The 13,772-nt window shown below is 63.8% G+C and carries 12 protein-coding genes; 7 read left to right on the top strand and 5 right to left on the bottom strand.

Annotated features, from left to right (window positions below):
- Positions 1–111 precede the first annotated feature (111 nt).
- Together ACWF6P_RS27855 and ACWF6P_RS27850 are read left to right on the top strand one after the other, a co-directional pair.
- Positions 112–2,394 (top strand): carbon starvation CstA family protein, encoded by a 2,283-nt coding sequence (locus ACWF6P_RS27855; RefSeq protein WP_452623205.1) that lies wholly within the window; start codon positions 112–114, stop codon positions 2,392–2,394.
- 2 nt (positions 2,395–2,396) lie between these two features.
- The gene (locus ACWF6P_RS27850) at positions 2,397–2,606 is read left to right on the top strand and encodes a YbdD/YjiX family protein (protein WP_003945213.1); all 210 of its coding nucleotides are present in this window, start codon (positions 2,397–2,399) and stop codon (positions 2,604–2,606) included.
- 6 nt (positions 2,607–2,612) lie between these two features.
- Here the strand turns inward: ACWF6P_RS27850 and ACWF6P_RS27845 are convergent, their stop codons facing one another.
- Positions 2,613–3,017 (bottom strand): hypothetical protein, encoded by a 405-nt coding sequence (locus ACWF6P_RS27845; RefSeq protein WP_452623204.1) that lies wholly within the window; start codon positions 3,015–3,017, stop codon positions 2,613–2,615.
- Positions 3,018–3,169: 152 nt separating this feature from the next.
- On the opposite strand from ACWF6P_RS27845, the gene ACWF6P_RS27840 reads away from it, so the two are divergent.
- On the top strand, positions 3,170–4,363 hold the full coding sequence (locus ACWF6P_RS27840) for an AI-2E family transporter (RefSeq protein ID WP_452623203.1): 1,194 nt from the start codon (positions 3,170–3,172) through the stop codon (positions 4,361–4,363).
- Here the strand turns inward: ACWF6P_RS27840 and ACWF6P_RS27835 are convergent, their stop codons facing one another.
- A complete protein-coding gene (locus ACWF6P_RS27835; RefSeq protein WP_452623202.1) occupies positions 4,364–7,342 on the bottom strand; it encodes an AAA family ATPase in 2,979 nt (992 codons plus the stop codon).
- On the bottom strand, positions 7,339–8,514 hold the full coding sequence (locus ACWF6P_RS27830; RefSeq protein ID WP_452623201.1) for an exonuclease SbcCD subunit D: 1,176 nt from the start codon (positions 8,512–8,514) through the stop codon (positions 7,339–7,341). Before ACWF6P_RS27830 ends, ACWF6P_RS27835 begins: the two co-directional genes overlap by 4 nt.
- 217 nt (positions 8,515–8,731) lie before the next feature.
- Between ACWF6P_RS27830 and ACWF6P_RS27825 the strand changes: the two genes are divergently transcribed.
- Positions 8,732–9,724 carry a DUF6542 domain-containing protein gene (locus ACWF6P_RS27825; protein WP_452623200.1) on the top strand — a complete coding sequence of 331 codons (993 nt, stop codon included), beginning with the start codon at positions 8,732–8,734 and terminating at the stop codon, positions 9,722–9,724.
- A gap of 72 nt (positions 9,725–9,796) precedes the next feature.
- Here ACWF6P_RS27825 and ACWF6P_RS27820 read toward each other — a convergent pair whose 3' ends face one another.
- Complete coding sequence (locus ACWF6P_RS27820; protein ID WP_003945273.1) at positions 9,797–10,810, bottom strand: 4-hydroxy-3-methylbut-2-enyl diphosphate reductase; 1,014 nt, start codon at positions 10,808–10,810, stop codon at positions 9,797–9,799.
- A 152-nt stretch (positions 10,811–10,962) separates the two neighbouring features.
- Between ACWF6P_RS27820 and ACWF6P_RS27815 the strand changes: the two genes are divergently transcribed.
- From ACWF6P_RS27815 to ACWF6P_RS27805, 3 genes are read left to right on the top strand one after another with little or no spacing between them, the layout of a single operon-like run.
- On the top strand, positions 10,963–11,562 hold the full coding sequence (locus tag ACWF6P_RS27815; RefSeq protein WP_452623199.1) for a lipid droplet-associated protein: 600 nt from the start codon (positions 10,963–10,965) through the stop codon (positions 11,560–11,562).
- A complete protein-coding gene (xseA, locus tag ACWF6P_RS27810) occupies positions 11,559–12,824 on the top strand; it encodes an exodeoxyribonuclease VII large subunit (RefSeq protein WP_378450039.1) in 1,266 nt (421 codons plus the stop codon). Before ACWF6P_RS27815 ends, xseA begins: the two co-directional genes overlap by 4 nt.
- Positions 12,821–13,045 carry an exodeoxyribonuclease VII small subunit gene (locus ACWF6P_RS27805; protein ID WP_019744579.1) on the top strand — a complete coding sequence of 75 codons (225 nt, stop codon included), beginning with the start codon at positions 12,821–12,823 and terminating at the stop codon, positions 13,043–13,045. Before xseA ends, ACWF6P_RS27805 begins: the two co-directional genes overlap by 4 nt.
- A 22-nt stretch (positions 13,046–13,067) precedes the next feature.
- On the opposite strand, the gene ACWF6P_RS27800 is transcribed toward ACWF6P_RS27805, so the two are convergent.
- A complete protein-coding gene (locus tag ACWF6P_RS27800) occupies positions 13,068–13,637 on the bottom strand; it encodes a DUF4245 domain-containing protein (protein WP_378549679.1) in 570 nt (189 codons plus the stop codon).
- Positions 13,638–13,772 lie beyond the last annotated feature (135 nt).

Here is a 13,772-nt window from a genome sequence, read left to right as displayed (position 1 = left end):
GCCGGTCGACTCCCGCGCCTCAGATCGCGCGGATTCGCCCTTCTGGTCCTACAGTGACAGATGGTCCGCTGTGACGGCGGCCACACGTGCACTAGTGGACGGAGTTCGACGATGAGCTTGACGACTGCGCCGGAACCAAATGTCGAGTACCTGAAAACCGATCCTGACCTGCCACCTGTCGGTGTCATCGACAAAACACCAATTTCCACGACTGCGCGCGTCGTCTTTCTCGTTCTCGGACTGGTCGGCGCGGGCGCCTGGTACATGATCGCGATTGTCCGCGGTGAACACATCAGTGCCGTGTGGTTCGTGTTGGCCGCAATCTGTACCTATCTGATTGCCTACCGTTTCTATGCCCGGTTGATCGAACGCAAAATCGTCAAACCCCGCGACGACGTCGCCACTCCCGCCGAGATCATGGAGAACGGCGCCGACTACATGCCGACCGATCGTCGGGTGCTGTTCGGTCACCACTTCGCGGCAATCGCCGGTGCCGGTCCACTGGTCGGGCCTGTCTTGGCCGCGCAGATGGGATATCTGCCGGGAACGATCTGGATCATCGTCGGCGTCGTGTTCGCCGGGGCGGTGCAGGACTTCATGGTCCTGTGGATCTCGTCCAAGCGACGCGGGCGCAGCCTCGGTCAGATGGCCCGCGAGGAACTCGGCCTCGTCGGCGGTGTCGCCGCATTGATCGGTGTGTTCGTCATCATGATCATCCTTATCGCGGTGCTGGGCCTCGTCGTCGTCAATGCGCTCGCCGAGTCCCCGTGGGGCGTCTTCTCGATCGCGATGACCATCCCCATCGCCCTGTTCATGGGCGTGTACCTGCGGTATCTACGCCCGGGCAAGGTCTCCGAGGTCTCCCTGATCGGCGTCGTCCTCCTCCTGCTGGCCATCGTCTCCGGTGGTTGGGTTGCCGATACCGGTTGGGGTGCAGACTGGTTCACGCTCTCCAAGGTCACCATCGCGTGGCTGATGATCGCGTACGGATTTGCCGCTTCGGTGCTGCCGGTGTGGCTGCTCCTGGCGCCGCGTGACTATTTGTCGACGTTCATGAAGGTCGGCACCATCGCACTGCTGGCCATCGGAATTCTGGTCGCACGACCCGCGCTGAACATGCCGGCGGTGACGCCGTTCGCCTCCAACGGCGAAGGCCCGGCCTTTGCCGGTTCGCTGTTCCCGTTCCTGTTCATCACCATTGCCTGTGGCGCTCTCTCGGGATTCCACGCGCTGATCGCCTCGGGCACGACACCGAAGCTGCTCGAAAAAGAAAGCCAGACCAAGATGATCGGGTACGGCGGCATGCTGACCGAATCATTTGTCGCGATCATGGCTCTGGTCACCGCCTGCATCCTCGATCAGCACCTGTACTTCGCACTCAACGCTCCCGCGGCGCTGACCGGCGGTACACCCGAAACCGCAGCCGAATACGTCAACAACCTGCCCCTCGGCACCGCACCCATCACACCGGACGTTCTGACCCAGGCAGCCGAGGCCGTCGGCGAAGAATCGATCATCTCGAGAACCGGCGGTGCCCCGACGCTCGCATTCGGCATGTCCGAAGTGCTCAGCGACGTGTTCGGCGGCGACTCGCTGAAATCGTTCTGGTACCACTTCGCGATCATGTTCGAGGCTCTCTTCATCCTCACCACGATCGATGCCGGCACCCGCGTCGCTCGGTTCATGCTCTCCGACTCGCTCGGCAACTTCGGCGGTCCGGCAAAGAAGTTCAAGGACCCGTCGTGGCGCATCGGCGCGTGGCTGTGCTCGCTGATCGTGGTCGCTGCGTGGGGCGCGATTCTGCTCATGGGTGTCACCGATCCGCTCGGCGGCATCAACACCCTCTTCCCGCTCTTCGGCATCGCCAACCAGCTACTCGCCGCGATCGCACTGACGGTGGTCATGACGATCGTCATGAAGAAGGGCCTGTTCAAATGGGCCTGGATTCCCGGCGTGCCGCTGGTCTGGGACCTGGTCGTGACCATGACCGCGTCGTACCAGAAGATCTTCTCCGACAACCCCGCGATCGGTTACTGGGCTCAGCACAACGTGTTCAAGGATGCGAAGGCTGCCGGTGAGACGGCGCACGGTTCCGCGAAGACGCCGGAGGCCATCGATGCCGTCATCCGCAACACCTTCATCCAGGGCACGTTGTCGATCGTCTTCGCGTCACTGGTGATTGTCGTCGTCATCGCCGGGATCATCGTATGCGCCAAGGCAATCCGAGCCGGCGGCTTGCCGACCACCGAGTCCCCGGAAGAACCGTCGAAGATCTTCGGTCCCGCCAGTTTCATTCCGACGCCCGCCGAGAAGGAAATCCAGAAGGAATGGGACGAGCTGATCAAAGCCGGGAAGGTCCGCGCGCCCGGAGCCGCGCACGGAGGTAGGCACTGACCATGACGACGGCGACTATGACGGCAAAACTCACCACAGCGTTCCGCGGAACGCTGTGGTGGGTTCGCTCGGTGATGGGTGATCTCGACTATCAGCGCTACGTCGAGCACACCCGACGCCACCACGCCGACTCACCGGTGATCAGCGAACGAGAGTTCTGGCGACGCCGACACGCAGCAGCCGACGCCAATCCAGGCGCCCGCTGCTGCTGAATCCGGTCAGGGGCAGGTGGCCTTCGCGAGGTCGTAAATGTGGCCAGCCTGCTCGTCGGTGGGCTTGTTGCCGTTGTTCTCGGCCAGGTCGGTGATCGTGGCCTTGACCTTCGCCTCGTCCGTGCCGTTGGCGACCTCGGTGCACGTGGTCGTCAAGATCTCCTCGATGTCTGCGTCGTCGCGGTTCTCCGACAACGGTGCGTACGCCCCACGGAACGTGGCGACGAACAGCGCCGTCTTGCCCTGATCGATGGCGTTGCCGGCTGACTGCTTCGCGGTCTCGAGCGCCTGTTGCCCGCTCGTGACTGCCTCGCTGATCTTGTTCTGTGCGTTGTCCTGATCCTCGGTGCTACACGCGGTGAGCCCGAGAACGACGATTGCTGCTGCCCCGACTGCTGCTGCGATTCTCATGACAGAAATGTTAGTCCGAGCGGCATGCTTCAAAACACAGTATTGCAGCGCAACACACGAGTTATCACAAGCAGTCGTTACGATCAGCTCAGCTAGATCACCGGATTCTCACATCGGCGAGGAGAACCCTGCGCCGACGGAAAGGACGATCAGTGGGCGAGCAAGACAAGGGGACGTCCGCAGGGGTGCGAAAGCGCGACCGCGGCGAGATCATCGGGCAAGGGGGTATGTGGCTCGCGAAGTGGTCGTTGGTGTTGGCGTCGATTTCGCTGGGTGCCTGGATTTTCGGTTGGCTTATCGAAAAGCTGTGGGTCATCGTCCTGCCGGTGGCTCTGGCGATCGTTGTTGCGACAGTCATGTGGCCACCGACGCGCGGCATGATCAAGCGCGGTATGCCACCGGCGGCGGCAGCCGGAATCACCCTGGTGCTCTCGATCGGAATCCTGGCCGGAGTGATCGCAGGCATCGTTCCGTCAGTGGTCAGCCAGGCCCCCGAGCTCGCGAACAAGACCACCGAGGGCATCAACCAGGTTCAGGACTGGCTCCAGGGTCCGCCGTTGAATCTCAAGGACGACCAGATCGACAACGCTGTCCACGCCGTCATCACCAAGGTGCAGGAAAGTGGAACTGCTATCGCTTCAGGCGTTTTCAGCGGTGTGAGCACGGCAAGCTCGTTGTTGGTCACGCTCGGTTTGGTCCTGATTCTCGCGTTCTTCTTCATCAAGGACGGACCGAGGTTCATCCCGTGGCTGCACGCTGTCGGCGGCGGCCGTGCCGGTAGGCACCTCGAAGAGGTCCTCACTCGCATGTGGGACACGCTCGGCGGGTTCATCAGGACTCAAGCGCTGGTGAGCTTGATCGACGCGATCTTCATCGGTGCCGGATTGCTGATCCTCGGCGTCCCGTTGGCACCGGTGCTGGCAATTCTCACGTTCATCGGTGGCTTCATCCCGATCGTCGGTGCGTTTGTCGCCGGCGCCCTGGCCGTCTTGGTTGCCCTGGTGGCCAACGGTCTCACCACCGCCATCATCGTGCTCATCATCATCCTGGCGGTTCAGCAGATCGAAGGAAACGTCCTTCAGCCTGTCCTGCAGAGCAAGTCGATGAAACTCCACGCCGTCATCGTGCTGCTTGCCGTTGCCGCCGGTAGCTCGCTGTACGGCATCGTCGGCGCCTTCCTCGCAGTACCGGTCGCCGCCGTGGCTGCGGTGGTCATCCGGTACATCGGCGAGCAGATCGACGAACGCGCAAGTGACAACGAGCCGATGCCGGCCGGCGACGCCTCGGACGTCCTCGAAGAGCAGGATGACGAAGCCGAGTCAGAGGTAGAGAACGAAAAGGCCTGATCAGCCCGCGATCACCTTCACCGAGGAGCCTGCACGTCCCCGAATGACGTGCAGGCGACTCGGGATTCGCTGCCGCATCTCGTCGACGTGGCTGACGATTCCCACCACGCGTCCACCATCACGGAGCTCGTCCAGCACAGCCATCACCGAGTCCAGGGTGTCCGCGTCGAGCGTTCCGAATCCTTCGTCGATGAACATCGTGTCGAGAACGATTCCACCGGACTCCGCGGCAACTACATCGGCGAGTCCGAGCGCCAAAGACAATGATGCCAAGAACGATTCACCGCCGGAGAGCGTCTTCGCCGAGCGCACGACGCCCGTGAAGTCGTCACGGATGTCGAGTCCCAGACCGCCGCGGCGACCCCGAGTTCCGGCCTCGTCACTGTGGACGAATTCGTATCGTCCCCCGGACATCCGCTGCAGCCGAACCGATGCCGACACGGCAATCTCTTCCAGCCGCGAGGCAAGTACGTAGGCGCGCAGCGACATCTTGCGACTGTTCTGCCCTTTGCCGGCGATCACGTCGGCGAGGGCAGCGAGTTCGTCGTGCAGTTCACGCTCGGGCGCAACCGCCTCGTATGCCTTCTCGAGTTGTCCGCTGAACCGTTCGAGATCCGACACACGGTTCTCGGCCAGGGATGCGGCTGCAACAGCCGAGTTCACAAACTCTGCGCACTGCAGAGCGCGCTGGCGAGGACCGTCGACGTCGACGGTATCGACCTCGCTTACCGCGACGACGTCAGGATCGTCGAGGACGGTCCGAGCGGCCACCTCGAGGTCACGCGCTTTGGCGAGTTCGGTTTCGATCGCCGCGATTCGGGCAGGCGCTCGGACGCCCTCGATCGCAGCGTCAACCGAATCGAATCCGGCAGTGGCCGCCGCATCGGCCAGCTTGGTCGACAATTCTGCCGATCGCACCTGCGCACGGACGGCGTCGTCCCGCGCTTCGGACGCGGACGTGGCAGCGGACGCCAGCCCTTCGAACCGCGAGCGCCGAGCCGCGATGGACGAATCGTCTCCCACCGCAGCAACGATCGCCGCCCGAATCTGCGTGACCGTGGCCGACAGAGCCGAGACGCGCTCGGTCAGTGCCGCCAATTCGGCCGTCAGAGAAGCGGATTCCTGTTGCAGCTCGCCGTCACGCTCGTTGAGTTGCGCGAGCCTTTCGGCCAGCGCTTCTACCTGCCCGGAAGCCCGCGTTGCCTCGTCGACCGAGTTCTGCGCCGCAGCGCGAAGCCTGTCGAGTTCTTCGACATCACCGTCGCCGCCGCGCGCGATCACCCGATCGATGTCACGGTCGACGGTTCCCTGACGGTCGACGACTTTGCTCAGAGCTTTCTCGGCTGCGCGCTCGGCTGCCGACGCGGCCTCGAGATCGGGCTCAGTGACCGTGACGACGTCCGACTGCGCCAACGCCGGGTGTTCACGCGAACCACACACCTGGCATGCATCACCGGGTGCGAGTGAACTCGCCAACTCCGCTGCCATGCCCTCGATACGCTTCTGCACAAGATCGAGCCAGCGCCCACGAGCACCCTGGTGCGCGTCACGTGCATCCAAAACCTGCACACGAATCTTCTCGGCTTGCGCACGCAGAGAAACGATTTCATGTGCCGCTGTCGCAGCATCCGAGGCCTTCGCAAATGCAGCCTCGAGGCCGGGAAGAGTGGCATGCGCGCGTTGCGCTTCGTCCAGTCGTTGGCCGGCCGCGCGCGCCAGCTCTGGCAGTTGATTCCGTTCACGCACAATGGCATCTACGCGCTCGGACAGGGAGTTTCGCCGAACTCCGAGTTTCTCGATCTCGGCTTCTGTCGCATCGGCACTGCGAGCGTCCTCCGCCATCGCGTCCAGCCGAACGATCTCGTCACGCCACGTCCTGATCCGATCTACGACGCGTTGGCGCTCATCGCCGGTGGGCGGCCACACTTCCGGCTCGAAAATGTCCGGCCCGTCGAGTGCGGTGTAGGTCGACATCGCGGTGTTCATCGAATCGAGCGATGCGGCAAGAGCCACGCGGGCAGCTTCTACGTCGCCGGCGATGGTCGCCACCGGCAGTGCGCGCTTGGCAGTCTCGAGTTCGGCGGCGATCGCAGATCGGTGCGCGGCGCCGGTGTTGAATGCCGCGAGTTCAGCGGTCGCACGATTGCGGCGAGCTAGCAGCTCTGCGGTTCGCTGCGCTGCCGTGAGCACCCGATTAGCCTCGGCTGCTGCGTCTTTGGCAGTCACCATCTCGGCGAGACTTGCATCGCGGGTGTCCTGAGCCTCGGCCAGAAGTTTGCGCGACCATTCCAGTGGGTGCGCTTCGGCTCCGACCTCGAGTCCCGCCGCGGTCTCGACCTTGGCAAGCAGCAGCCGCACGGACTGCTCCCTGGCCGCGAGCGCGGTGGCACTCGCCTTCCGTTTGGCGTCGAACCATGCCTCCACGGAAACGAAACGTTTGGTGTCGAACAGGCGCTCGAGCAGCTTGCCTCGCTCGTCACTTTCGGCACGCAGGAATTTGGCGAACTCACCCTGTGGGAGCAGCACAACCTGGAAGAACTGATCAGCGCTCATTCCCATGAGACGGTTGATCTCGTCACCGATGTCAGGGATGCGCGAGAGATTTTCGCCGCGGCCGTCCAACCATGTCAGCGTGGCCTTGGCATTCTCGGTGATCGAACCGGTCCCGCGCTTCTTCGGCCGCGAATACTCCGGACTGCGAACAAGTTTGATTCTGCGACCACTGATGGTCGCCTCCAGTTCCACGCGCGGCACCGAACCGGCGGGCGCGTGATCGGACAGCAATCGCTTGCCCTCGTTGCGCGCACCCGGCACCCGCCCGTACAGGGCAAACGCAACCGCGTCGAGGATCGTGGTCTTACCTGCCCCGGTGTCACCGTGAAGGAGGAACAACCCGTCTGCACCCAAACGGTCGAAGTCGACCTCGACCGTGTCGGCAAATGGCCCGAACGAGCTGACTTCGAGTTTGTGCAGTCTCACGCGGTTTCACCCAGTTCGACCGTGGACTCCTCGGCGCGCGCGGCAGCGCTGAGCGCTTCGGCCATCAACGTGACCTCACGCTCGGACGGGTCACTACGCACTGCAGAGACAAAGCCGCGGGCGATCTCCATGTCGGTTCGACCCCGCACCGCGTCGCGGTACTTGAGATCCGATTGTCCTTCCGGCCTTTGCCATTCGAGATGAACGGCAAAGGGGAAACGGGTCTGGAGCTGCCTCATTGCATCGACGGGACGGACCGGGTCGGTGAGCAATGCGGAGACGTAGCACTGCTCGGAATCGGCATACCTCGACTCGGTGAGAAGCTCCTCGAGCGTTCCAGCCACCTGGCTCAGCCCTCGAATCACCGGGAGATCGAGCCGCTGCACCGATGACAGACCGGTTGCGTCGAGCTCGATCAGGAGCGCAGCCTTGCGGTGGCTGCGTTCACCGAACGAATACGGCAACGGTGAACCCGAGTATCGAACACTCTCCGAGAGCATCTGCGGAGAATGCAGGTGCCCGAGGGCGACGTAGTCGACGCCGTCGAACTCGCCCACTGCGACGGTCTCCACTCCGCCGACCGAAATGGAGCGTTCCGATTCCGAGGCCTCACCGCCCACGACAAAGGCATGAGCGAGCAATACCGATCGAGTCGACGGGTCGACCGCCGTTCGCTCGGCGAGATCTCGCCGAACACGCGACATGGCCGCTCCGAGGATGTCGGAATGAGTACGAGCCCGGGGCACGTCCAACTCGACGCGCGTGATCTCCGGCTCGAGATACGGAATCCCGTAAAACGCGACAGGCCCGAACTGATCGCTCAGCATCACCGGAGTACCGATCTGGCCGACGCGGGTGATCAAGTGCAATCCACCGGCAGCGGCAAAGGATGCCCCGGCCCCGAGCCGCACCGCGGAATCGTGATTACCGGACGTCGCGACGATGACCGCCCCGGCCGCCCGGATTGCCTCGAAGCCTCGATTACACACGGTGACCGCATCAGAACTGGGAATCGAACGGTCGTAGATGTCCCCCGGCACGACCACGACGTCGACGCCGTGTTCGCGGACGGAATCTGCGATGGAACCGAGCACACTCGCCTGATCGGCCAACAGATCGACGCCGTGAAAGGTGCGACCTATGTGCCAATCGGAGGTGTGCAGAATCTTCATGAATCCGACGGTAGAGCAGCCCACCGACACCACCGATCTCCCACGCTGACGGTTTCGACGGTGTGCCCCAACCCACGAGCGTCCGGTGACCCTGCACACAATCCGTCCGGTTCGTTTGACGAAGAACCCGAAACCATCGCGCCATCGCGTCGATAAATGCGCCAGCCACGACCCGCACAAACACGGCCGACAACGCAAGAACCGCTAATGTCGTTATGTGTCTGCAACCCAACGTGCTCGTTCCGGGGTACCGCTGGACAAGCGATCGCTCATCGTGACCGTCCCCGGCCTGCCCTGGTGGGGAGTGATCCTGCTTGCTGCCGGTGTCACCGCCGTCGGCGTACTGATCGATGCCACCGGAGGTGGCGGCGAGCTCACCGCGGTGTTCTCGACGTTCTACTTCCTGGGCTGTCTCTTTGCCGTGGTTGCCGCTTCGAACAAGGCATTGTTCACCGCGATGGCCCAACCGCCCCTGCTGCTCTTCGCCGCGGTGCCGATCGGGCACACGCTCATCGGTAAGGACAACAGCACCGCATTGCGCGACATCGCGATCAACATCGCGTACCCGTTGGTCAACCGCTTTCCGATCATGTTGGCTGCAACCGTGGTCGTGCTGATCATCGGCGGCTTCCGATACTTCCTGCTCAATCAGCGCCCCACCGGGCCCGCGCGCTCGACCCGCTCCCGCCGTTCGGCAACGTCTGCGTCTGCCACTCGTGACGCCTCCTCGGCGTCTGCCACTCGAGACACCTCCTCGGCGTCTGCCACTCGAGACCCCGCGCCCGAGACCGGGCGTCGTCGCCGAGTGACCGACGCACCCGTCTCCGAGCCCCCTCGTCGCCGCGCCCCCGAGGTGGACGAACAGCCCGCTTACCGAAGCACCCCGAGGCGCGAGCCGATCCAGGACGAGCGCCCGCTGCCGCCCCGGAGAAGCCCACTGCCACCCAGGGTCGATCGCACGCATCAACCGCCTACGCGTCGCCCTCAGCCGGACAGCAGACCGACAGCAGACGACGACTACCCGTCGTACGTTCGGCGCCGAGCGCCCGAGCCCACCCCGGCGCCCAGGCGTGAGGAGCGGATGGAGCCCTTCTTCGCTTCGGGTGACGACGTATCGCCGCCGCTGCCCCCTCGCCGCCGCCCGCCGGGAGTCGATCTTCCGGCCTATCCGCCGCCGCGAGTTCGGTACCGCGATCGCGACGAGCCCTGAAATACAGCTGCACCTTGAATCAAAAAATGCGGGGCGCCTTCCATCTGGAAGGTGCCCCGCATTTTTGTCGTTCTACGACGTGCGCGCTGCACGCAATTCACGGGGAAGGGCGAACACCAGAGTCTCGTTGGCTGTGGTGACGGGCTGAACGTCGTTGTAACCGTGCTCGGCAAGAAGTTCGATCACACCGCGCACCAGCACCTCGGGCACCGAAGCACCCGACGTGATGCCGACGGTCTGGACACCCTCGAGCCACGCGAGATCGACCTCACGGGCGTAGTCGACCAGGTACGACGCGGCAGCGCCCGCACCGAGTGCGACCTCGACCAGGCGAACCGAGTTGGACGAGTTCCGCGAACCCACCACGATCACGAGATCGCACTCGGGAGCCATCGCCTTGACCGCGACCTGACGGTTCTGCGTGGCGTAGCAAATGTCGTCGGACGGCGGGTCCTGCAGATTCGGGAAACGCTCACGCAGGCGTGCGACGGTCTGCATCGTCTCGTCGACGCTCAGAGTGGTCTGGGAAAGCCAGATGACCTTCGACTCGTCGCGAACCGTAACCGCGTCGACCGAATCCGGGCCGTCGACGATGGTGACGTGATCGGGAGCCTCACCTGCGGTGCCCTCGACCTCCTCGTGGCCTTCGTGGCCGATGAGCAGGATGTCGTAGTCGTCGCGAGCGAATCGCTTTGCTTCCTGGTGCACCTTCGTGACCAGGGGGCACGTGGCGTCGATCGTGCGCAAGTTCCGCTCGGCGGCCGAGTCGTGGACGGCCGGCGACACACCGTGCGCCGAAAACACGAGCAACGATCCCTCGGGAACCTCGTCGGTTTCGTCGACGAAGATCACGCCCTGATCTTCGAGCGTCTCGACGACGTGGCGATTGTGGACGATCTCCTTGCGCACGTAGATGGGTGCGCCGTGCTTCTCGAGCGCCTTCTCGACGGTCTCGACAGCGCGGTCGACGCCGGCGCAGTAGCCGCGAGGCTCGGCGAGGAGCACGCGCTTGGCGCTGCCCTTGCGGGTGGACGGCGAATCAGCCGAGTGCGCGATACCGAGATTGAGAGGAACAGCCGAAGACATGCGACCAGCCTACTGGCACCTCGAACGTGAGACACTCCGGCAAACATGAACACCTAGTTTCACGCGCCGATCGAGGGGTGCGAAGTGAACGAGTACGGCCGTCACAGGCAAGTCGGCTACCGATTGTCGGTGCTTTGCGGCAAGCTGTGGGAATGATCCGACCACCGTTCGTGGCGCGCGTTGCCGCGGGACTCGCCGTCACCGCGATGGAAGAGGCAAAGAAGTTGCCCACCACCGCCGTCGCCCTGCCGATGACCGCCGTGAGCCAGATGCTGCAGACAAGCATGCGTGTGCAGCAGTCGATCACCTCGTTGGCAATCAAGGGCGATCAGGCATTTGCCCTGATCAACTGGTCTTCCGAAGACGAACAGCCCGAGTGGGCAGTGTTCGACGAGGATTCCGACGCGCCCGCTGACTCGGCGTCTTCCACCGGATCGACCTCGGCTGACACCCCGACCAACGCCGGACGCTTCGCGCTCTACTCGCTCGAGCCGACCGCCCCCATCGAGGAGCCCACGGCCGGCGCCGAGTCCGAATCCACCGCAGTTACGTCGGACAAGCCTGCCGAAGAGCCCGAGATCGTCACCGAACTCGACTACCCCAACCTCACACTCGCACAGCTCCGTGCGCGCATCCGGACGCTCAGCATCGACGAGCTGACCGCTGTCCTGGACTACGAGAATGCGACGCTCGCCCGCGCACCGTTCCAGACCATGCTCGCGAACCGCATCACCACAGCCAAGGCAAAGTGACTTCCGCAACGCCCCCCGCTTCATCGCAGCGTTCGTCCGGCGCCAGTAGCGCTGAGCAGCCGTGGCCGGTCCGCACGGTTTCCGCGAAGGTTGCCGGCTGGATCGATCGGCTCGGCAGTATCTGGGTCGAAGGTCAGATCACCCAGATCAATGCACGCCCCGGCACCCGCACGGCATTTCTCGTACTGCGCGATCCGTCGGCAGACATGTCGCTTTCGATCACGTGCTCACCACAGTTGCTGCACAATTCGCCGGTGCCGTTGACCGAAGGCTCGCGTGTCGTGATGTTCGGCAAGCTCTCGTTCTACACCGGACGAGGAACTGTGTCGTTGCGTGTCACCGAGATTCGCGCCGTGGGGATCGGGGAGCTGCTGGCGCGCATCGAGAGACTGCGCGCTTTGCTCGCCGCCGAGGGCTTGTTCGATCCGAGACTCAAACGGCCGCTTCCGTTTCTGCCCGGCACGATCGGCTTGATCACCGGCCGGGCCAGCGCTGCCGAAAAGGACGTCGTCTCGGTCGCCCATCGTCGTTGGCCCGCAGTGGCCATCGCGGTGCGCAACACTGCCGTGCAGGGCCCGACCGCTGTTCCTCAGATCATCGAAGCGCTCGAGGAACTCGACGCCAATCCGGTAGTCGACGTCATCATCCTCGCTCGCGGCGGCGGTAGCGTCGAAGATCTTCTGCCGTTCTCCGACGAGGCGCTGTGCCGCGCCATCGTGGCCTGTACGACGCCGATCGTCAGTGCCATCGGCCACGAGCCGGACAGTCCGCTCAGTGACCACGTCGCCGACCTGCGCGCAGCCACGCCCACTGACGCGGCCAAACGCGTCGTACCTGACGCGGTTGCGGAAGCTGCCCTGGTTTCGGATCTGCGTGACCGCAGCGCTGCGGCACTGCGCAGCTGGGTCAAGCGTGAGTCTCATCTGATCGAGCAGTTGCGTACTCGACCGGTCATGGCCTCACCGCTGTTGGCGGTGGATCGCCGCGCCGAAGAGGTCGAAAGGCTCCAAGCCGCGGGACGACGCGACGTAACTCGGCTGATCGACTCGGAGTCCCGAACTATCGAGCATCTGCGTGCCCGGCTCACCACTCTGGGCCCTGCCGCGACGTTGGCCCGCGGGTACGCCGTCGTGCAACGTGTTGTCCCCGACGGTGATCCGGAGGTTCTGCGCTCGGTCGAGGATGCACCACCCGGAACCCAGATTCGCGTTCGACTTGCAGACGGCGCCGTTCGCGCCGCAGTGATGGGAAGAGAAAAATGAGCAACGCCACCGACACCGACACCGACATCAACGAACTCGGCTACGAAGCCGCCCGCGACGAACTGGTGAGCGTCGTGAAGATTCTCGAACAGGGTGGCCTGGACCTCGACGCATCTCTCTCGCTGTGGGAGCGCGGCGAGGCGTTGGCCAAGCGCTGTGAGGAGCATTTGGCCGGCGCCAGGGCCCGCGTCGAAAAGGCTCTGGCCGAAGCGGACGAGTAAGGCCCGCTCCGACCGCAAAACCCTAAGGGGTGATCGGCTGCGCCGCGCCGACCTTCTCGGCAAGAGTTCGGAACTCTTCCGGCGTCGCCGCGCCCGTCAGCAACAGGCGAACATCTCCGACGTCCGTGACCCAGATCGACTCGACGCCTTCGCCGCCGAAGACATTCCACGTATCGGCACCGACGGTTTCGACTCCGGTCGCGAATCGCTGTCCACCGGCAACGTGTGACACCAACGGGAATTCCTCGGCGTTGCTCTGCGTCAGCTGAATGTAGCGACCGCTGGTCGTGATGAATCCCACAGTGCTCGAATCACCGCCGCCATCGCCGGAAATGATCTTGCGACTGCCGGAGTTCGGGGTCCACCCGTCCGGAACACCGGGATTACGGATGGGAAATCCGAGTTCCTTCGCGTCGTAGTTCAGAGCTGCGTCCACGTCGACGCTCGGGATCGGCCCCTGCGTCGGGCCTCCAGGACTGAACGTGCACTGGCTGGCGATGCCCGCAATGATGATGCAGAACAGCACCAACGGTACGAGAGACCAGACCATGTCTTTGTTGTCTTCGAGAATGCGGGGTTTCTTCGATGCCACACCCCCAGTATCCAGGTACTCCGCTCTGGATACGATTCCCGGTCCCCCTCCAGCGCGACAAAACGTCCGTGCAGCGACCCGACAGCGCACGTAGCCGCTCCCATCTGGGACAATGACGCCTGAAGAAACCACTGC

It is taken from the genome of Rhodococcus sp. NPDC055024, assembly GCF_053608585.1.
Note: the sequence above shows the minus strand (reverse complement) of the source record. Positions and strands in the feature narration are given on the sequence as shown.

Bases quoted from the DNA above. Each gene is read 5' to 3' on its own strand.
- ACWF6P_RS27855 (WP_452623205.1), top strand. From the start codon at position 112: ATGAGCTTGACGACTGCGCCGGAACCAAATGTCGAGTACCTGAAAACC.
- ACWF6P_RS27850 (WP_003945213.1), top strand. From the start codon at position 2,397: ATGACGACGGCGACTATGACGGCAAAACTCACCACAGCGTTCCGCGGA.
- ACWF6P_RS27845 (WP_452623204.1), bottom strand. From the start codon at position 3,017: ATGAGAATCGCAGCAGCAGTCGGGGCAGCAGCAATCGTCGTTCTCGGG.
- ACWF6P_RS27830 (WP_452623201.1), bottom strand. From the start codon at position 8,514: ATGAAGATTCTGCACACCTCCGATTGGCACATAGGTCGCACCTTTCAC.
- ACWF6P_RS27820 (WP_003945273.1), bottom strand. From the start codon at position 10,810: ATGTCTTCGGCTGTTCCTCTCAATCTCGGTATCGCGCACTCGGCTGAT.
- ACWF6P_RS27815 (WP_452623199.1), top strand. From the start codon at position 10,963: ATGATCCGACCACCGTTCGTGGCGCGCGTTGCCGCGGGACTCGCCGTC.
- ACWF6P_RS27805 (WP_019744579.1), top strand. From the start codon at position 12,821: ATGAGCAACGCCACCGACACCGACACCGACATCAACGAACTCGGCTAC.